Source organism: Paenibacillus tyrphae (genome assembly GCF_024158745.1).
Taxonomy (GTDB): Bacteria; Bacillota; Bacilli; order Paenibacillales; family NBRC-103111; genus Paenibacillus_G; species Paenibacillus_G tyrfis_A.
Map to the genome: position 1 here is coordinate 73,961 of NZ_JAMZAW010000021.1, position 22,584 is coordinate 96,544.

A 22,584-nucleotide genomic window follows, 5' to 3' on the forward strand; every position below is an offset into this window, starting at 1 on the left:
TGCTCCTGCCTGCGCAGGGCTTGTCCGGGTCATTTACAGTATCTTAACTTGACCCTCCACCCCTTTAGACCTATATTTATGACAAATGTACACGACAAGAACAAATGTAAAAAGCGATGGAAAACGACAACTTGAGGTGAGGGCATTGCAGGTAACGATTTTAGGCTACTGGGGAGGGTATCCCTCTGCCGGCGGAGCAACTGCGGGATACTTGGTCACAACGGACGAGGGGCAGATTTTGCTGGATTGCGGAAGCGGGGTGATGAGCCGGCTTCCTTACCATACGAGTGTCGAGCGGTTGTCCGGCGTCATTCTGTCCCACTTGCATCACGATCATATGGCGGATATCGGGATATTGCAATACGCCGCCGTCGGAGCTCTCCGCACGAACCGGATGAGCGAGAAGCTCAAGCTCTTCGCGCCGGAAGAGCCGTCGGATATGCTCGTCAAGCTGCAAGGTCCGCATTCGGACATCACGCCGATCCGCCCGGATTTGAAAGTCCGGCTCGCGGGCGCGGACATCGAATTCGTCCCTGTCGAGCATACGATTTCCTGTTTTGCGGTCAAAATCACGTACAAAGGCAAGGTCCTCGTCTATTCGGGCGATACCTCTTATTGCGAATCGTTGATTGAGCTGGCCAGGGACGCGGATATTTTTCTATGTGAAGCGACGATCTGCGAAGGCAGCTACCACACGACGGGGCAAGGACATATGGACGCCGGTCAAGCGGCCGCGATTGCCGAGAAAGCACGCGTGAAGAAGCTGGTGCTCGTGCATTTGCCCAGTGACGGGAATTTCGAGCTGATGAAACAAACGGCAAGCGCCGTCTTCGGCGGCCCGGTGTTTCTGCCCGACTCGGCCAGCATGTACACGGTCTAACCTACACATTGAAACGGAGCGAAGCCATGTATCGACTACTCGCCTTGGATATGGACGGCACGCTGCTGAACCGCAGCAAAATCATCACGCCCGCCGTTCGCGACACTTTGCAAGCCGCGATTCGAGAGGGGGTGAACGTCACCATCGCTTCGGGGCGCTTCCCCGCATCGGTCTGGCTCCACGCCCGGCATGTAGGGATGAACGGCTGCTTGATTGCTTTCAACGGCGCCGTCATTCTGGATGCGGAAACCGGCGAACGGGTGCAAGGCTTTCCGATCCCGCCCGATGCGGCAAGACGTATCGCGGAGTTGGCGGCTGAAGCAGGCGCATATGTACATTTTTACGGCTACCGGACGCTTTTTGTAGAGCATATGAACGAGATGAACGCGAGTTGGCCGCTGGCTAACGTCGTCATCGATCCGGACAAGCCGTTGACCTATGAGAACTATGGGGAGCAAGCCGACCTTATCAGGGTGAAGCAGGTTGGCCGTCTGGCCGCCTTCGCCGAGTCGGTATCCGAACCGCTGTACAAAGCGACGATCATTAGCGAAGACCCCGAATTGCTGGTCAGGCTATACGACGAGCTGCGGTCGTGGAACGAATTGGCTTTGACGAAAACCGGACAGCGGCGCTTCGATATCCATGCGGCCGGCGTCAGCAAGCGAACGGCGCTCGAAGCGCTGTGCCGGATGTACGGGATGCATGCAGCCGAAGTCGCGGCGATCGGCGATTACGACAACGATGTGGACATGCTTGGGTGGGCGGGGCTCGGCATTGCGATGGCGAACAGCAGCGACCGTGTGAAGCAGGCTGCGGACGCGGTGACGGCAAGCAACGAGGAAGACGGCGTGGCTGAAGCGGTTCGGCGTTACCTTTTATCCTGAGTTACCGGATCGGTTCATGCGGTGTTTATAAAGGTTGCCATTCAAATTAACAGCCGTTTGACAAATGCTCTTTATACTACATATATACACATACCAAATACATCGCGTAGGGAGAGAATGAGGTTGTTGAAAAAAGGTTCTTTACTGATGAGCTTGACGGCATTACTCGTATTCAGCGGTTGCGGCACAAGCGGACAACCGGCGGCTAACCAAGGAGCGCAGCCCGGTTCGAAGCAGGAGCCTGCCAAGCAAGGTGCGAACGGGCCCTCGGGCAAGCTTACGTTCTATACGTCCCAGCCGGAAGACGATGTCTCGAAGCTCGTCTCGGCTTTCAATAAAAAATACCCGGATGTGAAGGTGGAAAGCTTCCGTTCCGGCACCGAAGAAGTCACCGCGAAGCTGCAAGCGGAGAATCAAGCCGGCAAAGTGCAGGCCGACGTTCTCCTGCTGGCCGACGCCGTGACGTTCGAAGGCTTGAAAAAGCAAAATCTGCTCGCTTCCTATAAATCGCCCGAGCTGGCGAAAGTCCCGAAAGATCTCGTCGATCCGGACGGCGCTTATTCCGGTACGAAAGTGATGGCTACCGTGCTCGCGGTCAACACCCAAAAGGTAAAAACGCCGCCGACGTCCTGGAAGGCGCTCGCCGCGGCCGAGAGCAAGGATGCCGCCATCATGCCGAGCCCGCTGTACTCCGGCGCAGCAGCGTATAACGTCGGCGTTCTGTCCCGTACGGACGGCTTCGGCTGGGATTTCTTCAAGAGCTTGAAGGCCAACAACGTCGCGGTCGTCAAAGGAAACGGGGCGGTGCTGAACGCCGTAGCCGGCGGGGAGAAATCGTACGGCATGGTCGTCGATTACCTCGTCGCCCGCGAGAAGGCGAAGGGCTCCCCGGTTGAGTTGGTGTATCCTTCGGAGGGCGTTCCGGTCATTACCGAGCCGATCGGCATTTTGAAAAACGCGGCCAACGAAAAAGCGGCCCAAGCGTTCGTGGACTTCGTCCTGTCGGAAGACGGCCAAAAGCTCGCTTCCAGCATCGGGTATACGCCGATCCGCGAAGGCGTAGAAGCCCCGAAAGGACTGAAAAGCATCAACCAATTTAAAGTCATTTCTTCGGAGATTTCCAAATTGGCGGAAGCCCGCGAAGCGGACAAGAAGCAGTTCACCTCCGTCTTCGGGCAATAAGAAGCGGAGCGCATAGTCTATGATCGATTCCAAACAGATACGGCTTGAACGGACCCATGAGGAGAAAGGGGACAAGCCCGTCCCCTTGTCCTTTCCTTCCTTTCTATCGAAACGAGTGCTTGTAGGCGTTGCCTTTATACTTCTGCTCGTCTTTTTCGTCCTACCGATCGGCAAGCTGATCGTTTTAAGCATGCAGGGCACCGCCGGTCCGACGCTTGCACATTACTCGGAAATGCTGCAGCAGAGCCGCCTGTGGAAGACGTTAAACGATACGTTCGTGATCGTGGCCGGCTCCTCTCTCGTCTCGATTGCGCTCGGCGTGCTGGCGGCTTGGCTGATGGCCTACAGCGACATCAAGCACAAGAAAACGCTGCATATGGCGATGCTGCTTTCTTTTATACTGCCATCTTATGTCCTGACACTGTCCTGGTCTTCCTTCATGGGCAGCCAAGGGATTGCGGCCAGCCTGCTGCATCTGGTGAACCCGGATGCCAAGCCGTGGAGCATGTACAGCTACGGCGGCATTATTTTCGTCATGGGGATTCATCATTTTCCGCTGGTGTATTTGCTGACCGTGGATGTGCTGAAAAAAATCCCGCGCGATCTGGAGTGGGCGACAAGAGCCAGCGGGGCCGGAAGATGGAAAACGTTCCGTTTGGTCACCCTTCCATTGGCTTTGCCCGGCTTGACGGCCGGCGGGCTGCTGGCGTTTCTGGCCTCGCTCGACAACTTCGGCATCCCTGCGTTCCTGGGCATTCCGAAGCAGATTTCCGTGCTTAGCACACTCATTTACGAAGAGATTATCGGCTTCGGCCCGTCCGCCTTCTCCCGTGGCGCCGCTTTATCCGTCATGCTGGGCGTGATCGCCATCATCGGCACGCTTCTGCAATGGCTCGCGGTCCGCAAAATCAAGGCGGCCGATACGGTCGTCGTCGATAATAGCCCGCGCTTTACGCTGGGGAAGCACCGGACTTGGGTTACCGCAGCCGTATGGGCATTTCTAGCGGTCATCACGGTCGTGCCGCTGGTGTCCATGATCGCTCTTTCTTTGAAAAAGGCGTACGGGCTTCCTTTTCAACCGGCGAATTTGACGCTTTCGAACTATAAATACATTTTGCTGGAAAATGAAAAAGTATGGCAGTCGATCCAAAACAGTCTGACACTATCGGCGACGACGCTGGTCATTTGTCTCGTATTTGGCTCCCTGCTCGCTTATGTGCGGGTGCGCAAGCCTTCGTGGCTGACCAAATCGGCGGAGCTTGCCGTGGCCCTGCCTTATACGCTGCCGGGGATCGTGTTCGGCCTAGCGATGATCTTCGCGTGGATGCAGCCCATTCCCGGCTGGAATCCCGGCATTTACGGCTCGATCCGCATTTTGTTTATCGCGTATGTATGCCGGTTCATGATTTTGCAGGTGCGGGCGGGCATTACCGCTTTCACGCAAATCGATCCTTCGATGGAGGAGGCGGCGCATATTTTCGGCGCGGGATTCTGGAAAAAGTGGGCCTTCGTCCTGCTTCCATTGCTGCTGCCGGGGCTGCTGAGCGGCGCATTCCTCGTCTTCCTGACGGCGTTCACGGAGCTTACGGTATCCGCGCTCCTATGGTCAACCGGCTCGCAAACGATCGGCGTGACGATATTCGGCTTCGAGCAAGCCGGCAATACGCTGTACTCTACCGCGTTGTCCAGCCTGATCGTCCTCTTGATTATGGTGGGGATGGGGCTTCTGCATCTGGTTCGGAAGTTCTCAGCCCAAAAAGGAGTCCAGTCTTCATGAGCATTCAATTAGTGGAAGTCAGCAAAACGTTCGGAGCTTTTCAGGCGCTGAAGCCTTTGAATTTAACGATAGAAAAAGGCGAGTTTGTCGCCATTCTCGGTCCTTCCGGCTGCGGCAAAACGACGCTGCTGCGCATGCTCGCAGGCTTCGAGCAGCCGACCGCCGGCGAGATCCGCATGAACCGGACGACGGTAGCGAAGCCGGGTTTCAGCCTGCCGCCGGAGAAGCGGAGAATCGGCATGGTGTTTCAGGCTTTTGCCCTGTGGCCCCATATGAATGTGACGGAGCACATCCGGTTTCCGATCCGTCATCATAAGGAAACTCCGTCTTATATTCGCGAGCGGGAGCAGGAACGCATTGCGAGCGTGCTCCAGATGGTCGGATTGGCGCAGCACGGCGACCGCATGCCGCACGAGCTGTCTGGCGGACAGAAGCAGCGGGTGGCGATTGCCCGCGCGATTGCGGCGGAGCCGTCGCTGCTGCTGATGGACGAGCCGCTCAGCAGCTTGGATGCGATGCTGCGCATGGATATGCGCCGCGAGATTCAAGCGATTCACCGGCAGACCGGAACGGCCATCGTGTACGTGACGCATGATCAGGGCGAAGCGCTCGCCATGGCGGACCGAATCGTCGTGATGAAGGACGGATGCATCGAGCAGATCGGGACGCCGCAGGACATTTACCTGCGCCCGGAAACCGAATTTGTCGCGAAGTTCGTGTCGAAGGCCAACCTGATCCGCGGACGCTGGAACCGCGACAGCTTTGTGCCGGTAGGCTCGGACGGTACCGTTCAGTGGCAGGGCGGCCGCGTCGCCGATCATTTCAAGTCGTGCGGCATGTACCCGGTCCGGCCCGACCAGTTCAAGCTCGGTTCTTCGGCGCAAGCCGGGATTACGGGGGAAGTGACGAACGTGCAGTTTCAGGGAAAAGAATTCCATTACCATGTCCGGTCCGAGGACGGTCAATGGGAGATCAGCTCGCCGCTGCAATTTCAACTGCACGATAAGGTCTCTCTCCACTTGCCGGCGGAAGAACAGCTATAGAATTTTACTGCACCGAGGTGTTGATGTGACCCGAACGCGAAGCATGATTTTTTTTGATATCGACGGGACCTTGCTGGATCATGACAAGCGGCTGCCTGCTTCCGCGAAGGAAGCCATCCTTACGCTGAAGGAGGCGGGGCATGAGGTCGCTTTTGCGACAGGCCGCTCTCCGTTCATGCTTGAGCCTTTGCGCCGCGAGCTCGGCATCGATTCCTTCGTCGGCTTCAACGGCCAATATGTGATGCTGCACGGCAAGCTGATTTATACCAACCCGATTCCGACGGAGGTCATTCGTTCGTTATCCGAATACGCGCTGCAGCAAGGTCATCCGCTCGTTTATTTGGACGAGGAAGGCATGAGAAGCAGCAGCAGGCGTCATCCGTACGTCGAGGAAAGCATCGGGACGCTGCAATATCCGCATCCCGAATACGATCCGCATTTTTACGCAGACCGGGATATTTACCAAACGATGCTGTTCTGCACCGAACAGGACGAATCCGGCTACATCGAGCGGTTCCGGAAGCTGGACTTTGTCCGTTGGCATCGGCTGTCCATGGACGTGCTTCCCTTCGGCGGCTCAAAAGCGCAGGGCATCGAGCGGTTCATCGATAAGCTCGGCTTCCGGCGAGAGCAGGTGTACGCCTTCGGCGACAACCTGAACGATCTGGAGATGCTCCAATATGTCGGCCACAGCGTGGCGATGGGGAACTCGCCGGAATCCGTGAAAAAAGTAGCGCGTTACATTACAAAGGATGTCAGTCATGACGGTATTGCGTATGGGCTTGAACTTGTGGGCTTGTTGTAGGCAGTATATATAGAAGAAACCTTCAATCCGCTTTCGTGGGTTGAAGGTTCTTTCTTTGTACGGATTTGGGAAAAAGCGCTTTGGTTGCCGCGCTCAGCCTTTCCTTACCCGGTACTTATGGAAAAAGCCGCGAATTTCCTTCCATTCCCGGTACACCCGGTAAGGCTTGCTGGCGACCCTGGCCGGAAGTGTGAGCAGAAACTGGCTGACATGTCGCCTGTACTCTTCGGTCATTCTGGCGGGCTTGGTACGGATTCTGGTAAACAGCTCATCGTACAGCTCATGCGAAAGATCGATCTGCATGGAAAGCCGCCGATGGCACGCCTGACACTCAATCTCGGAGATCCGTTTATTCAGGTAACTGATCACATGATCCTGCTCTTGCTTGCAATCGTTGCAGTACAGAAAAGTTTCAAGCCGGGTTTCTTTCATGAGGCTCCCTCCGTTGGCGGTTCGTTCGGCTGCGATCAAGGTTCTATTTTAACTTCGCGGCGAGGCTGGATGCGGTCGGCTCGTCGGTGATCAGCACATGCACGTACTTGCCTTTCAGCGCAGCAAGGATGCTGTCCACCTTGTGCAGTCCGACCGCGATGGCGATAACCAGCTTTACGGCTTTCAGATGCTCCAGCTCGATGCCGATCACTTTATTATTGATAGAGTGGCTGCAAAGGGCCCCGTCTTGATCGATAAAGCGGGAATTGATATCGGCCACCGCGTTCAAGGCTTTCAATTGCTGCAGCACCTCTTGGTTCAAATAGCCGATTTCTTCCATGGTCGACATGGCAAACGGATTCCCGATGCCGACCAGTGCCAGATCGATTTGCTTGCCTTCCTCCAGAACGGAAGAAATGTTCGGAAGCTCGACGATTTTATCCCGCAGCTCTTCGGTTTCCACCACCGCAGGAGCATACAGCGATTCGCATTTTACGCCCAGTTTTTTGGACAGCTCGTACGCGATCTGGTTGGCATGGATTTCGGTCTTGTCATTGCCCATCCCACCGACAAGCGGGACGATCTTGAGGTTCTCTTTCTTTTCAAAAGGAAACTCTTTCACGACGTGGAACAGCGTCGTTCCCCACGATACGCCGATGCGCTCGGCCTGCTTCATCGCCTTGAGCACAAAACCGGCCGCCGCTTTGCCGACCGTGCTGTAAACCAGCTCCTGCTTCAAGTCGCGGGTAGGCACAACGATCGCTTGCTTGAGGTCGAAGGCTGCTTCGATTTCCTTCTCCAGATCGCCGGTTTCCAGCGTATCGTCATGAATGAGAATTTCCACGACGCCTTCGTCGCGTCCCTTCTGGAGCAGCTTGGAGACGGCGGGCCGTGAAATGCCGAATTTCACCGCAATTTTTTCCTGGGTCCAAGCTTCAAAATAATACAGCTTCGCGATTTTCACGATTAGCTTTTTTTCCTCGGAATTTAACATGAACGACCGCCTAACATTTGTTCTCACCTCATACATTTGTAGTAACTATAAGGTTAATCAGGCGAAGGGTCAAGTTAAGAATCCGTAAAACTCGTCCTTCAACTCGGCTGCCCCGAGCTTAACGGGCATTTACTATTTTTCTGACTTTACTTCCGGTAACAAACTTGTCTTTTGGATCTAATTATGGTAAGCTTAGGTTAATCATAAATTTGACCTGTGAATTCACATATTGTAAAGGGTTATCATTTGTGTGATGGAACCTTTTTCAATATGTGAATTTTTTATTTCTTTGAAGGATAAAAAAGACATGTTAAAACAAATTTTGGAGGTCATACGATGCAAACAGGTACAGTAAAATGGTTTAATGCCGACAAGGGTTTTGGCTTTATCGAAATGGAAGGCGGCGGCGACGTATTCGTGCATTTCAGCGCGATCACAGGTGACGGCTTCAAATCGTTGGATGAAGGCCAGCGTGTCACATTCAATGTGGTGCAAGGCAACCGCGGACCGCAAGCCGAAAATGTTGTAAAGCTGTAATGTAAGCCCAAGCAAACTGCCCTTAACTTGTGTTGAGGGCAGTTTTTTTAGGATCAAGGGTTTTTAAATCAAGGGAGGGGTTAACTGTGAACTTTCAAAAGAAATCGTTAGAGGATATCCCTGAGGAAAACACGACGATCTGGTCTTGCAGCAAGGAAGGATGTAAGGGCTGGATGCGGGACAACTTTGCGTTCGAGGATGTGCCGGTATGCCGGCAGTGCCACTCCCCGATGGTTCGTAGTGTGAAGATGCTGCCCTTGCTGGTCAATCCGAATGGCGACCTGAAGTCGCTCAAGAAAGGCATACAAATCTCGTAGCCCACGATCGCATGTCCATACATGCAAGCGTTCCTCAAGAGCTGAAGATCCGAACGGTCACGGCTCCCTTTCCCAGCGTTTTAAGAACAAGGACGACCTTTTTTAGGTGGTCCTTGTCGAGCTTGTTGAGAAACCCGCTTCGCGTATAAAATTCTCGGCATACGCCGGTGGGGTATATCCCTCCAGCCGCTCTTGAAACCCGTGAACTTGATTACAATTAGCGGTATTTTCACGGGTTTCAAAGGCGGACGTAAAACTCTTACGGGATATACCCCACCTCTATTTCTCTGAGATTTTCTACCGATAGGGTTTCTCAACATTCTGAACAAGGACGACCTTTTTAGGTGGTCCTTGTTTCCTTTGTGCTTATCGTTTTAGCGGTTGAAGCTTGTACCCAATGGCTAGTAACTAAATTTAACCGAAAGTTGAAAGCATGCAAAAAAGCTACCGACAATGGCTGTCAGCAGCAGTAGCTTACCGCCCTTTAAGGAGGGTTGGAATTATAGAACCGGCTCGCCCGGCCGGTCCAGACGGTATAAATTGCGATAGCGCGGATAGCGCTCCATGAGTTCGGCGTGCGTGCCTCTCATTTCGATGCGGCCGTTTTCCATAAATATAATTTCGTCCATCTGCTCGGCCCCGACGAGATGGTGCGTAACCCAGATCAAGGATTTGTCCCGCAGCGTATCGAAAATCGTAGCCAGCAGATCCCGTTCGGTCCGGGGGTCGAGGCCGACCGTCGGCTCGTCCAGCAGCACGACCGGGGTGTTCTGCAGCAGGATGCGCGCAAGCGCGATCCGCTGACGTTCGCCGCCCGAAAAGCGCTGCCCCGTTTCGTGCATGGGCGTCCGATAGCCTGCGGGCAGCGATTCGATCAGGGCATCCAGCTTGACGAGCTTGGCTGCCAGGCGAATGTCTTCGTCCGAGGCTTCGGGCTTCCCGAGCCGGATATTGTTCGCCACCGAAGTATCGAACAGGTGCGGACTCTGGTTCAAGACCGAGACGACGCCGGAGATGCCGTCGCCAAGCGAATGCGCCGGCCTGCCGTTCACAGTAACTTGGCCTTCCGTAGGGAAGAGCGCCCCCTGAATGAGCTTCAGCAAGGTCGATTTGCCTGCGCCGCTGCGGCCGATGATCGCGATTTTCTTCCCCTGCGGAAGATCCAGGGATACGTGGTCGATTTCCCGTCGGCTTCCTGCTTCATATTGATAGCTGGCGCTATCGACCTGAATATGCGCCGTTTTCCAGAGCGCCGCGGCCTCCGGGTTGTCCTGCACTGGGGCAGGGGAGCTGCCCGCCTGCCCGCCAATCCCCGACAGCCGGTTCAGCGACTCCCGGTACTGCGGCAGCTTCTCCACGGCCTCCGAAAGAGGCAGGAACACATCCGCCACCGGGAACACGACGAGCACGAAGGCGGCAATCAAGGTCGCGGCGATTCGCTGGTCGGCCGCTTGCTGGCCCGCCCAATAGATCATGGAGACGACCATGAGGCCGACCACCCCCTGGGCGATCGCATTTCTTCGCCGCGTCCAATCGCTCGTTCGCCGTTCCAGTCTCGCCATTTCCGCTTCGTCGGCTTCGTAGCTTTCAATAAAGCTCGCCGCTCTTCCGCTGACGACCCAGTCGTTCATCCCGAGCACCGCGTCAGTCAGCTTCCGATATAGGCCGCCACGCTGTCGCTTGATCAGCGTATGGTTCCTCCGCGTTACGGCTAAGGAAGCGACAGGCAGCAAAAGGCCGAGAATCAACAAATAAATGGCCGTCAACAGCGCAAACCTACCGTCGAAGCAGCCCAGCGCCGCAACCGACAATACGAACACGATGAAAGCGGCCGCTCCCGGAAACACGATGCGGAGATAAACGTTTTGCAGATGCTCGATATCGTCAGCCAGCACGCCAAGCATGTCGCCCGTGCGGAAGCGGGAGCGGATGAACAGCGCCTGCGGTTCGAGGAGCCGATACAACCGGACGCGCAGGTGCGAGATCATGCGCAGGATCGTATCGTGTCCGACGAGGCGTTCGACATAGTGCACGACCGCCCGGCTCGTCCCGAAGGTTCGGACCAAGACGATGGGGACGTAGACCATCAAGATATTTTCCGGCCGCAGTGCCGACTTGGAGATGAGATAGCCGGAAGTGAACATCAGGGAAGCGGCGCACCCGGCCGTTAACGCCCCTAATGCCACAATCGCCGCGAACCGCCAGTAAAAGGCCCGCGACTCCGGGCGCAGCCAAGCTTCCCGCTTCATGATATCCCCTCCCGCTGCGATGTGATCAATTCATAATAAATCCCTTTGTTCGCCAATAATTCCTCGTGCGTGCCTGTTTCGGCGACTCGCCCCTGATGCAGGACGATGATCCAGTCCATATCCGGCATCCAGTGCAAGCGGTGGGTCGCCAGAAACACCAGCTTATTCTCGAACAAAGAAAGCATCGTGTCTTTAAGCTCGTACTCCGTCTCGATGTCCAGATGGGCGGTCGGCTCATCGAGCAGCATCACCGGCCGCCGGCTTAGAAAAGCGCGGGCCAGGGCGACACGCTGCTCTTGCCCGCCGCTCAGCGGCCGCCCGCCATTGCCCACGATTTCCCCGCTGCCGCCCGGCAAACCGGCAACGAGCTCGGCAAGTCCGGCCGCGGCGATCGCCCGGTCGACTTCTTCCTGCGGCGCGTCCGGGGTGTAGAAGCGAATATTGTCCGCCAAAGAGCCGTGGAACAAATACGGATGCTGCGGAATGTACGTCGTTTGGTTAAGCCAAGCCTCTGCGTGCATGGAACGAACCTTGCAGCCGTCAAGTTCAATATTTCCTTCCGTCGGATGCAGAAACCCGCCCAGCACGTCGATCAGCGTCGATTTCCCTGCGCCGCTCTCGCCGACGATGCCGATTTTCCGCAAGCCCCGGATTCGCACGGACACGTTCTGCAGCGATGGTGGTCCTTCCGGCTCATGCTGCACCTGTATCCGGGAAAGCGTCAGCTCGCTGTCGCTGTTCCAGACGAACGAGGCCGGAAGCTCGGGCGCGGCTTTTGCCCCGGACGGCCGATCCAGAATCGCCCGAATCGCCTCGCCGGCTTCTTTGCCATTCAAGGTGGCATGGTAATCGGCCCCCGCCAAGCGGACGGGGAGGAAATACTCCGGCGCCAAAATAAGCACCATGAGCCCCGTTACTAACATGAGGTCGCCGTTCACCAGCCGCAGCCCTAAACTGACGGCTACCGAGGCGACGGACAGCATGGTGAAGAAATCGAGCGCAAACGACGACAAGAACGCCACGCGCAGGGTGCGCATCGTCGCCGAGCGGTATTTATCGCTCACCCGCCCGATCGTTTCGCTGTGCGAGCGGCTGCGGCCGAGCACCTTCAGCGTCTCCAGCCCGCGGAGCGAATCGACAAAATGATTCGACAAGACGCGGTAAGACTGCCACTGCTGCTGCATTTGCTTGCGCGCGGCGAGTCCGATCAAGATCATGAACGCGATGAGAATCGGCATTGTCACGAGCAAAATGACGCCCGATACGGCATCGAGCCAGAACACGTATGCCAGCACGACCGCAGGGGTAACCCCCGCGGAAGGCATGCGGGGAATCACCAGCTCCAGAAAGGTGCGGAACCGCGAGATTCCGTCCAGCACCAGCGTAACCAGGTTGCCTGTGCCCTCCGTTTTGGCGAACCTTGGCCCGAGCTCGAACAGCTTCTCCATCAGTTGCTTGCGCAAGCTCGCGCCCGTCTTTTCGGCATAGCGATACGCGATCCTTTGCTGGACGAGTCCCGTCGCCTGGCGAAGCAGAAATGCGAGCAGAAACAGCAGCGTGGTCCCTGTCAGCTCCTGCAGCGGCTTGCCGGCAAACAGGGCGGAGACGACCTCCGCCAGCCATGCCGCCTGACCTAGGATGGCGGCGCTCTGCACCAAAGTCAGCAAGGTCATGATGACGAGAACCGGCTTGATTCCTTGATAACCGAGCAGCGCCTTTCCCATGTTAGTACTCCAGGTGCTGCTTTTCGTGCACGCGTTTGTGGAAGACGAAGTAGCTCCAGATTTGATAGCCGAGCACGAAAGGAAGCAGGCCTAAAGCGACGTACGTCATCACGGTTAGCGAATACGGACCGGAAGCGGCATTGTGGATCGTCAGGTTAAACGCGCTGTCGATGGAGCTGATCATCACCCTCGGGAACAATCCGATGAACACGGCAACGATCGCCAGAGCGATCACGGCTCCCGTCATGCCGAATGCCCAGCCGTCCTTCTTCTTGGCGTTAAAGGCGCCGGCCAATACGAACGCGGCGACCCCGGCAACGGCCATGACTGACAAAATGCCGCCGCGGACCTGGAATACGTCCGTCATCGCGTAAGTCATCGCCCCGAATACCGCCAGCAGCCCCGCAAGTGGAATCAGCAGCCGGCCGCCCAGCGCACGCGCCCGATCCTGCAAGTCTCCGGTCGTCCGCAGTGTCGTAAACATCAGGCCGTGCACGAGGCACAGCACCGTGACCGTCACTCCGCCGATGACGCTGTAGACGTTCACGATATCGAACAATCCGGCGCGCATTTCCATCTGCCCGTCGATCGGCAGGCCTTTCAGCAGGCAGGCGAAGACGACGCCGAGCAGGAACGGAGGCAGCAGACTGCCCATGAAGATGACGCCGTCCCAGGTCTTCTTCCAGCGCTGATTGTCGACCTTGCCGCGAAACTCGAAGGCGACGCCCCGGCCGATCAAGGCCAGCAGAAGAACGACAAGCGGCGTGTTGAAGCCGCTGAACAGCGTGGCGTACCAGTTCGGGAAAGCCGCGAACATCGCGCCGCCCGCCGTCAGCAGCCAGACTTCGTTCGCGTCCCAGAACGGGCCGATCGAATTAATTAATACGCGGCGCTGTCCGTCGGTTTTGCCCAGCAGCGACGCAGACATGCCCACGCCGAAATCGAAGCCCTCCAGAAAGAAGAAGCCGACGAACAAAACCGCTACAAGAATAAACCAAAGCTCATTTAGAGAAAGCATGTTGTCCCTCCCTGTCGAATGGATCGTCCGTATGCGCGAATTCGGCATGATCGACGGCATTCGGCCCTTTTTTGATCACTCGGATGAATAAGTAGGCCATGACGATAGCGAGCACCGTATAGGCGCCGGTGAACGAGATCAGCGAGAACAGCACCTGCCCGGCGCTGACGCTCGGGGACACCCCGTCCTCGGTGCGCATAAGCCCGAATACGGCCCACGGCTGACGGCCGATCTCGGTCATAATCCAGCCCGAGGTGTTGGCGATGAACGGCATGGAGATCCCCCACACCATCGCGTGCAGGAACCACTTGCCCGCTTGCTCCAGCTTGTTGCGGGCCGCGAGATGGCATCCGTACAGACCCAGCAAAATCATAATCGAGCCGGCTGCTACCATAATGCGGAAGCTCCAGAACGTCGTGCGCACCGGCGGAATGTAGTTGCCCGGACCATACTTTTGCTCGTATTCCGCTTGAAGGTCTTTCATCCCCGGCACGCTGCCGGAAAACTTGCTGTACGACAAATAGCTGAGCAGATACGGCACTTTGATTTCCATCGTATTCTGCTGCTTCACCGGATCGATGAACGCCGTGACCGTCCAAGGCGCAGGATCGCTGCTCGTTTCCCACAGGCCTTCGCTGGCCGCCATTTTCATCGGCTGGGTGGCAACCAGGTATTGCGCCTGCTGGTGGCCGAACAGCGCTACGGCGACGGAGGAGATCAAGGCGATCACGATCGCGAGTTGAAACGACTTTTTGAAGAAAGATACGTCTTGGCGCTTCAGCAGCTTCCAGGCGCTGATCCCGGCCACCAAGAAGGAGCCGGTCAGAAAAGCGCCGAACACCGTATGCGGGAATTCCCACCACAGCTGGCCGTTCGTGATCAGAGCGAGGAAGTCGTTCATTTCCGCTCGCCCGTTATTGACCGCGAAGCCTACCGGACGCTGCATAAAGGAGTTGGCCGCGAGAATCCAGAACGCCGACAGCGTCGTGCCGATGGACACCAGCCAGATGCAGGCCAGGTGGACCTTCTTCGACAGCCGTTCCCATCCGAAGATCCATAAGCCGATAAACGTCGATTCCATGAAGAACGCCAGCAAAGCCTCGATGGCCAGCGGAGCGCCGAAGACGTCTCCGACAAACCGCGAATAATTCGACCAGTTCATACCGAACTGAAATTCCTGCAAAATCCCGGTGACCACGCCGACGGCGAAATTGATCAGAAACAATTTGCCCCAGAACTTGGCCATCCGTTTATATTCTTCCTGGCCTTTGACTACGTACATCGTCTCCATAATCGCAATCATCAGCGCTAATCCGATCGAGATGGGCACGAAAATAAAGTGAAAAATCGTCGTTGCGGAAAACTGTATGCGCGAGAGCATCACTACATCCATGGGATTCCTATTCCACCTTTCTCCTGAACCTGTTGTTTTGGCAAACCGTCACGGATTGTTGTGAGGATTGTCATGGTCTATCTCTATTGTGAGGAAAGCTTGTCCCGGAAAATATGATCTAGATCACAGTGATCCCGGGAATTCGTTTGTGAAAAATCGAACTTTTGAACTATTTTGGAACATGTCCCGATTCATTTTCAGACATGCTATAATTTAGGGATCGAAGCATAGGAACGGCAGCAGGGGGTGGGACGATGATTGGAAGCGTATACCGGAGATACATTAAAAACAACTTGTTCATGAAGCTGCTGCTTTCGTTTGCCCTCATTACGATTCTGACCATCATCACGCTCTCGTACATGATGTATCACGTGATGTCGCAATCTGTCGTACAGCGGGAGATGGACAACCAGAAGAAGGCGATGGAAAGTGTAAACGCGTTTTTGAGCGAAAAATACGAGTCGGTGCAATCGATGGTGCTTGGTGTATACCGCGATCCGAGGCTAGCTGCCGACATCTCGTATTTCCTGCAGCATGATTTTCGGGATTATATCGAGCACGGATTGAACCGATATTATGAAGAAGACGTCGCTCCATACGGCTTGTCCTATTTCGCCAACCGGATTGAGGACGATACGGATATCCGGAATCTGATGCTGTACAGCGCAGAGAAGCAGTCCTTGTATGTGTACAACCGGCAAAAATCGGCGAAGCTTCATATTACAAATGCCGTCCATTCCTATGTCCCGGACGCGATGGCGTTGGACAACAAGAACGTTTCGGTGCCGAATCCGTGGATCCGCAAGGAAATCGATCAATGGGACCCCCGGCTGTTTGCCGTCCGGGCTGTCATGAACGACAAAAATTCACTGAAATATATCGGGCAGCTTTTGATTTATTTCGACTCCGACGGCATTTGGAAGTCGCTGGCCAGCTACAAAGAGACGCTCAAGGGGACCATTCTCGTGCTGACCCCGGACGGGAATGTAATTTTCGATTCTTCCGGCACGTATTACGGCAAGTCTTATCCTTATATGAACCAAATTCAACAGGAGACGGGCATGCTGGAGCAGGAATCGTATATTACGACGCTGGCGCAAAACCAGGCGGGCTATGTCGTAGTCGGCGCGATTCCGAAGCAGGAGATCGCAGCCGCTTCCCAAGGCTGGAAACGGACGATCCTCATCGCCAGCGTGCTGGGCATTCTGATTGCCATTCTGTTTCCGTCGCTCGTGGTGATCAATTTCGCCAAGCGGACGAACAAAATTATCCGGTTCATGAAAAAGGTAGAGACCGGAGACTTGACCTCGCGCATCATCGAGCCGAAGGAAGACGAGCTGGGCCAAATTTCCCGCAGCTTCAACGATATGCTGGACGAGCTGAACCGCTATATTGAGCGGGTGTATAAAGCGGAAATCCGGCAAAAGCATACGGAATTCGCGGCGCTTCAGGCGAGGGTCAATCCGCATTTTCTGTACAATACACTCGAAGTGATCCGGATGCGGGCTATCTCCCAAGGCGCGCATGACGTAGGCGAGATGATCTTCAGCCTGTCGGCGCTGTTCCGCAACGTGGTGCAGCAGAAAGCCGTCTATACGCTCAAGGACGAGTTGGAGGCGTGCCGTCTGTATTTGGAGCTGTTCCGTATCCGGTATAAAGATCGATTTACTTACGCCATCGAATGCGACCGGGAGCTGTATGGGATTCCCGTCGTCAAAATGTTCCTCCAGCCGATCATCGAAAACTACATTGTTCACGGCATCGAGGCGGACCGGGACGATAACCGCGCCGTCATCCGGTTCTCCCGGGAGAACGGGACAATTCGCGTCCGGGTGGAGGATAACGGCAGAGGGATCGAGCCGCAGCGGCTCGAGGAGATCAAGCAAGCGCTCGGAGCGCCCGAAGAGGTCGGCGGCTCGTTCGGACTGCGGGTCGTCTACGAGCGGCTCAAGCTGCTGCATGGAAATAGGGCCGGGATGGAGCTGAAGAGCAAGCCCGGGGCCGGTACGACCGTGACCGTGTGGTTCCCGGAAAAGGAAGGAGCAGGAGAATCCGATGTATAGAGTGTTTTTGGTGGATGACGAGCCTTTCATTATTGAAGGGCTGTACGATATTATCGACTGGGCCGCGTTGGGGCTCGAAATCGTCGGTCACGCGGGGAACGGGCAGAAGGCGCTGGACGCCTTGAAGCATACTCCCGCCGACATTCTGATCACGGATATCTCGATGCCGGTTATGACAGGGCTGGAGCTTGTCCGCGCCGTCCGCGAATGGAATCCAGGCCTCAAGGTCATCATCCTGAGCGGCTTCAACGAGTTCGATTATTTGAAGGAAGGCATGCGGCTCGGGATCGAAAATTATTTGCTCAAGCCGATTGACGTGCAGGAGCTTCGCTCCACGCTGACCACGACGACGGACAAGCTGAACGCTGCGCAAGCCGAGCGCGTCTTGGGCGAACAGGACATGCGCATTCTGAAGGAGCATATTATGCACCGGTGGCTGACCGGCCAGATTGCGCCGAACGAATTCGACGAGCGTGCCGAGCTGCTGCAATTGCAGCTGAACCGTCCCTATGTGCTTGTGGCGCTCGTCCGTTTTCCAGAGGGAGACACGGGAGACGCCGACTTCGCCGCGGAACAGAAGCTGCCGGGCTTGTCGGTCATCCCGTTTCACAATATGGACGGAGAACTGGTCGTCGTCTTTACGCTGGACGAGCCGGCGGAGGGCAAGCGCGCCGCGCTGGAGATGCTGGCCCGAATGAAGGCGGATCACGCCGAGGCTTCCCGCTCTTGCCGCATTTCGCTCGGCAGTGTGGAGCGGCTGCCTTACGAGGCGGCGCAAAGCTACGCGCATGCGAAGAAGGCGCAGGAGTTTTTCCTGCTTTATCAGGGCCGCGACATTCTGGACTACGAGGAGGTCGCCGTTTCCGGCGAGACGGCCGGACTCGATTTTCCGCTGGAGTGGGCGGAATATTCCAAGCTTATTTTAGCCAAAGATAAAGATAGCTTGCTCGCCCGCATCGATCAGGATTACGAACGGCTCTTGGCGCAGGAGGGCATGACGCCCGCCCGACTCCAGCAAATCTCTATCGAGCTGATGATCCGCTTCAAGATGGAGCTGAAAGCGATTAAGCATACGGATTCGTCCGAGCTGTACCAGGAAGCCTTCGACCGTGTGCTGCATGCCGGAACGGTGGACCGGATGGCCGACGCCGTGAAGACGGTGGCGGGCTTAACCGTCGATTCGTTGATCCAGGACGTCCGCAGCCCCGTCATTCAGCAGGTGCTGAAGCTGATTCACGACAGCTATGCCGAAGAGCTGTCGCTCAAGACGCTCAGCGGGCAGTTCAATATTCATCCGGTGTATCTCGGCCACCTGTTCCATAAGGAAACGGGCGAGAACTTCACGGAGTATATCAACAAGTACCGCATCGAGAAGGCGAAGACGTTATTGAAAGAGACGCATCTGAAAGTTCAGGAAATCGCCAAAACCGTCGGGTATTGGGAAACCAGTTATTTTTACAAACAATTCAAAAAATATGTCGGGATTTCTCCGACGGATTACAAAGGGCTGCTGTGAAGGGTAAAAAACGGCAGACCCTTTCTTTATTTTGTACAGCATACCTTTAGTTTCTTGCCTATTTGTAAATGCTTTCTTGAGTTAATGTAAAGGTAGCCATTGAAACGATTCAACGGCTGCTTGAAAGAAAAAGGGAGGTATCTGCGAACATGAAAATGAAAAAAAGAAGCCTGTTTGCCGGACTCGCGCTCATGCTGTCTGCTTCGGTCGTCTTGACCGCATGCGGAGGCAGCAAGGACAGCGCGCAGGACGCAGGGGGCGCCGCGGGCAAACCTGTTGAGCTGATTTGGTATACGATCGGCACGCCTCAAAAGGACGTTGACCGGGTCATGGAAGAGGTCAGCAAATATACGAAAGAAAAAATCGGAGTTACCGTCAAAATGAACATGATCGACTTTGGCGATTACTCGCAAAAAATGCAGGTCATGACCGCTTCCGGTACGCCGATGGATATTATGTTCACGTCTTCCTGGGCGTTCGACTACGTTCAGAACGCAAGAAAAGGCGCGTTCATGAAGATCGACGATCTGCTTGAGAAACAAGGCAAAGGCATCAAGGACATGCTTGATCCCGCCTTCTTAAGCGGTTCCAAAGTCGACGGCCACAACTACGGCATTCCGGCCAACAAAGAACTGCCGGCGCAAGAGGTATGGCGCTTCAACAAGCAACTGCTCGACAAGTACAACCTCGATATCAAGAACGTCAACTCGCTGGAAAGCCTGGAGCCGCTCTTGAAAACGATTAAAGAAAAAGATCCGGGCGTTATTCCGTTCTCCGTCGACAAAAACTACGGCGTATTCGTACCGTACGACTACGTGATCGAGAAAATGCCGATGGCGGTCAGAGTCGACAATCAAGACTACAAAGTTCTCAACATCCTGGACACGCCGGAAATGAAGCAAACGCTCCAAACGATGCACAAATATTACAAAGCCGGCTACATTCCTACGGAAGCGGCAACGATGGTTTCCTCGACGGACGTTCAAAAAACCGGCAAATGGTTTGCAGACAAAGCAACGACGCAGCCATTCGCGGACAACCTGTGGACGGCAAGCTACGGATATCCGGTCGTCTCCACGCCAGCCAGCCCGGCTTACATTTACAACTGGTCCGTTATGGGCTCGATGCAAGCGATTTCGGCGAACTCCAAAAATCCGGAGAAGGCAATGGAGTTCCTGAACCTGCTGAATACCGATCCGGTGCTGCGCAACATGGTCGACTCCGGGATCGAAGGCGTGCACTACAAAAAAGTCGGCGACAACGTGATGGAGAACCTGCCGGAATCGAAAAACTACGATATGCCGACGTTCTCGCTGGGTAACCTGATGCTCACGTACCTGAACCCGACCGATCCGAAGGACAAATGGGATGGCTTCAAGAAATTCAACGCTACCGGTAAGCCTGCTGCGCTGCTGGGCTTCAACTTCGACCCGTCCAAAGTGACGAGCGAAATCGCAGCGGTACAGAACGTCAAAGAAGAATTCTGGGCGCCGCTGATGACCGGTACGGTCGATCCGGATCAAATTATTCCGCAGGCCAACCAAAAGCTTAAAGCTGCCGGACTCGACAAAATCATGGAAGAAGCACAGCGTCAAATCGACGCATGGAAAGCAACCAAAAAATAATCAAGCTTCAAAAGGCAACAGAGCTTCTTGACCGAAGCTTTGACCGAAGCTTTGTAGGTGAACGATAAGAACGGGACTCAGGGCGAATGGCATTCATTCGCCCCGTCTCTTTGAACGCGAGGGGTGATGAATGTGAAGGGTGTGCTCAAGGATCTCAGTCGGAACAAAGCCTTGCTTCTCATGGTGCTTCCCGCCACGATCTGGTTTCTTTTCTTCTCTTACCTGCCGATGGCCGGGACGGTTATCGCTTTCAAGGAATACCGGTACCACCGCGACGGGTTTCTGGCCAGCATTGTGAACAGCAAGTGGGTCGGGCTCAAAAACTTCGAATTTCTGTTCAGCACGAAGGACGCTTTTCTCATTACACGGAACACACTGCTGTATAATACCGTGTTCATCGTAATCGGCCTCGTCTTGGCCGTCGGGCTGGCTATTATTTTGGCGGAGATCGCCAATAAGAAGCTGGCCAAGCTGTATCAGACCGGGATGTTCCTGCCTTACTTCTTGTCTTGGGTTATTGTCGGGTATTTCGTATTCAGCTTCCTCAGCTTCGACAAAGGCATGGTCAACCAAATCGCCAAAGCGTTCGGGCTCACCGCCACGCAGTGGTATAACGATCCGACGTATTGGCCGCTTATTCTGACGCTCGTCTTTCTGTGGAAATCGATCGGCTACAACAGCGTCGTGTATTTGGCGGCTATTATGGGGATCGACAAATCGCTGTACGAGGCGGCGATGATCGACGGAGCGAACAAATGGCAGCAAATCCGCCACATTACGGTGCCGATGCTGACGCCTCTTATTACCATTCTGACGCTGCTTGCGATCGGACGTATTTTTTACGCGGATTTCGGGCTGTTCTATCAAGTACCGCGCAATTCGGGTACGCTGTTCTCGGTTACCAACGTCATCGATACGTACGTATACCGCGGCTTGAAATTTACCGGAGAAATCGGCATGACCAGCGCGGCCGGTTTGTATCAGTCGTTCGTCGGTTTCGTGCTCGTCATTACCTCCAATGCCATTGTTCGCAGATTCAATAAAGACAACGCATTGTATTAATCCATATGGAAAAAGGAGGAGATGACCGTGTCTGCGCGAACGATGAAACGAAGCCGGGATTTTCATCATTTGTCTCCGGCTTGGAACGTGATTTTTAACCTGATTGCCGGCTTTTTGGCGATTGCGTGCGTGTTTCCTTTCGTGTTCGTTACGATCATTTCGTTTACGGACGAAGGGACGCTGGCGCGCAACGGCTACCGGATCATTCCGGAAAAATGGAGTCTGGAAGCTTACCGCTATGTATTTAAAGCCGGGGATCAGCTGCTGCGGTCCTACGGTGTCACTATTGCCGTTACCGTGATCGGTACGTTGCTCAGCATGATTATGATTGCGCTGTTCGCCTACGCGATCTCGCGCAAAAGCTTCAAATACCGCAATTTCTTTTCGTTTTTCGCTTTCTTCACGATGCTGTTCAACGGCGGGCTCGTCCCGACCTATATCGTCGTCACGCAGCTGCTTGGGCTGAAGGACTCCATCTGGGGACTCATCCTGCCGCTGGCCGTGAACGCCTTCTACATCATGATTATGCGGACGTTCTTCTCTACGAGCGTACCGGATGCCATTATCGAATCGGGAAAAATCGACGGTGCGGGCGAATTCGGGATTTTCTTCCGCCTGGTTCTGCCCTTATCGCTTCCGGGGCTCGCGACGATCGGCCTGTTCAGCACCCTCGGGTACTGGAACGACTGGTTCAACGCGCTGCTCTATATTGACAAGCCGAGCTTGGTGCCGCTGCAATCCATGCTGATGCGGATCGAGACGAGCATGCAGTTTATTTTGCAAAATACGAGCAACCCGTCAATGGGCGTAGCCGTACTGCAATCGCTGCCGCAGGATACGTCGCGGATGGCGATGGTCGTCCTGGCGACGGGGCCGATTGTGTTCGCGTACCCGTTCTTCCAACGGTATTTTATTCAAGGGTTGACGGTTGGTGCGGTGAAGGAGTAAGGAAGTTTTTTCGGGTAAGAGGCGGCGGCGGGCGGTGGGGTATCCACTTCCGGTCGCTCTTGTCCGCAGGAAATCTTTAATTTAAGCCGCTTGGCGGCGGATATTTCCCGCGGACAAAGGCGAACGCTATCGCTC

At 55.2% G+C, this 22,584-nt stretch carries 19 protein-coding genes; 13 read left to right on the forward strand and 6 right to left on the reverse strand.

Going from position 1 to position 22,584, the window contains the following annotated elements; all coding sequences use genetic code 11:
- Positions 1–136: 136 nt before the first annotated feature.
- The 6 genes from NI000_RS26890 (at position 137) to NI000_RS26915 (ending at position 6,571) form a co-directional block, all read left to right on the forward strand.
- Positions 137–880, forward strand: a complete 744-nt coding sequence (locus NI000_RS26890; RefSeq protein WP_253414446.1) for an MBL fold metallo-hydrolase — start codon at positions 137–139, stop codon at positions 878–880.
- A gap of 26 nt (positions 881–906) precedes the next feature.
- On the forward strand, positions 907–1,764 hold the full coding sequence (locus tag NI000_RS26895) for a Cof-type HAD-IIB family hydrolase (protein ID WP_253414447.1): 858 nt from the start codon (positions 907–909) through the stop codon (positions 1,762–1,764).
- 117 nt (positions 1,765–1,881) lie between these two features.
- Complete coding sequence (locus NI000_RS26900; RefSeq protein WP_253414448.1) at positions 1,882–2,946, forward strand: ABC transporter substrate-binding protein; 1,065 nt, start codon at positions 1,882–1,884, stop codon at positions 2,944–2,946.
- A 19-nt stretch (positions 2,947–2,965) separates the two neighbouring features.
- Positions 2,966–4,723, forward strand: a complete 1,758-nt coding sequence (locus NI000_RS26905) for an ABC transporter permease (protein WP_253414449.1) — start codon at positions 2,966–2,968, stop codon at positions 4,721–4,723.
- Entirely contained in the window at positions 4,720–5,766 is a 1,047-nt protein-coding gene (locus NI000_RS26910; protein WP_253414450.1) for an ABC transporter ATP-binding protein, read from the forward strand. The genes NI000_RS26905 and NI000_RS26910 overlap by 4 nt, the downstream gene beginning before the upstream one ends.
- Before the next feature lie 43 nt (positions 5,767–5,809).
- The gene (locus NI000_RS26915) at positions 5,810–6,571 is read left to right on the forward strand and encodes a Cof-type HAD-IIB family hydrolase (RefSeq protein ID WP_253414522.1); all 762 of its coding nucleotides are present in this window, start codon (positions 5,810–5,812) and stop codon (positions 6,569–6,571) included.
- Positions 6,572–6,664: 93 nt separating this feature from the next.
- Here NI000_RS26915 and NI000_RS26920 read toward each other — a convergent pair whose 3' ends face one another.
- On the reverse strand, positions 6,665–7,003 hold the full coding sequence (locus NI000_RS26920; RefSeq protein WP_054974376.1) for a hypothetical protein: 339 nt from the start codon (positions 7,001–7,003) through the stop codon (positions 6,665–6,667).
- A gap of 43 nt (positions 7,004–7,046) precedes the next feature.
- Entirely contained in the window at positions 7,047–7,997 is a 951-nt protein-coding gene (locus NI000_RS26925; RefSeq protein WP_253414451.1) for a sugar-binding transcriptional regulator, read from the reverse strand.
- A 336-nt stretch (positions 7,998–8,333) separates the two neighbouring features.
- Here NI000_RS26925 and NI000_RS26930 point away from each other — a divergent pair, with 336 nt between their 5' ends.
- A complete protein-coding gene (locus tag NI000_RS26930; RefSeq protein WP_036686470.1) occupies positions 8,334–8,534 on the forward strand; it encodes a cold-shock protein in 201 nt (66 codons plus the stop codon).
- Positions 8,535–8,620: 86 nt separating this feature from the next.
- Complete coding sequence (locus NI000_RS26935) at positions 8,621–8,851, forward strand: cold-shock protein (RefSeq protein WP_090670294.1); 231 nt, start codon at positions 8,621–8,623, stop codon at positions 8,849–8,851.
- Between the two features lie 500 nt (positions 8,852–9,351).
- Here NI000_RS26935 and cydC read toward each other — a convergent pair whose 3' ends face one another.
- The 4 genes from cydC to NI000_RS26955 are packed head-to-tail and all read right to left on the reverse strand — an operon-like array spanning position 9,352 to position 15,235.
- On the reverse strand, positions 9,352–11,100 hold the full coding sequence (gene cydC / locus NI000_RS26940) for a thiol reductant ABC exporter subunit CydC (protein WP_253414452.1): 1,749 nt from the start codon (positions 11,098–11,100) through the stop codon (positions 9,352–9,354).
- Positions 11,097–12,824 carry a thiol reductant ABC exporter subunit CydD gene (gene cydD / locus NI000_RS26945; protein ID WP_253414453.1) on the reverse strand — a complete coding sequence of 576 codons (1,728 nt, stop codon included), beginning with the start codon at positions 12,822–12,824 and terminating at the stop codon, positions 11,097–11,099. Before cydD ends, cydC begins: the two co-directional genes overlap by 4 nt.
- Position 12,825: 1 nt before the next feature.
- Positions 12,826–13,842 (reverse strand): cytochrome d ubiquinol oxidase subunit II, encoded by a 1,017-nt coding sequence (gene cydB, locus NI000_RS26950; RefSeq protein WP_253414454.1) that lies wholly within the window; start codon positions 13,840–13,842, stop codon positions 12,826–12,828.
- Positions 13,826–15,235, reverse strand: a complete 1,410-nt coding sequence (locus tag NI000_RS26955) for a cytochrome ubiquinol oxidase subunit I (protein WP_253414455.1) — start codon at positions 15,233–15,235, stop codon at positions 13,826–13,828. The genes cydB and NI000_RS26955 overlap by 17 nt, the downstream gene beginning before the upstream one ends.
- Positions 15,236–15,489: 254 nt before the next feature.
- Between NI000_RS26955 and NI000_RS26960 the strand changes: the two genes are divergently transcribed.
- The 5 genes from NI000_RS26960 to NI000_RS26980 all read left to right on the forward strand — a co-directional run bounded on the left by NI000_RS26960 (position 15,490) and on the right by NI000_RS26980 (position 22,449).
- Entirely contained in the window at positions 15,490–17,298 is a 1,809-nt protein-coding gene (locus tag NI000_RS26960) for a sensor histidine kinase (protein WP_253414456.1), read from the forward strand.
- Positions 17,291–18,814 (forward strand): response regulator transcription factor, encoded by a 1,524-nt coding sequence (locus NI000_RS26965; protein ID WP_253414457.1) that lies wholly within the window; start codon positions 17,291–17,293, stop codon positions 18,812–18,814. The genes NI000_RS26960 and NI000_RS26965 overlap by 8 nt, the downstream gene beginning before the upstream one ends.
- Positions 18,815–18,963: 149 nt before the next feature.
- Complete coding sequence (locus tag NI000_RS26970) at positions 18,964–20,439, forward strand: ABC transporter substrate-binding protein (RefSeq protein ID WP_253414458.1); 1,476 nt, start codon at positions 18,964–18,966, stop codon at positions 20,437–20,439.
- Between the two features lie 126 nt (positions 20,440–20,565).
- Positions 20,566–21,501: an ABC transporter permease gene (locus NI000_RS26975; protein ID WP_253414523.1), complete on the forward strand. Its 936-nt coding sequence runs from the start codon at positions 20,566–20,568 to the stop codon at positions 21,499–21,501.
- Between the two features lie 21 nt (positions 21,502–21,522).
- On the forward strand, positions 21,523–22,449 hold the full coding sequence (locus NI000_RS26980; protein ID WP_174806914.1) for a carbohydrate ABC transporter permease: 927 nt from the start codon (positions 21,523–21,525) through the stop codon (positions 22,447–22,449).
- The last annotated feature ends 135 nt before the right edge of the window (positions 22,450–22,584 follow it).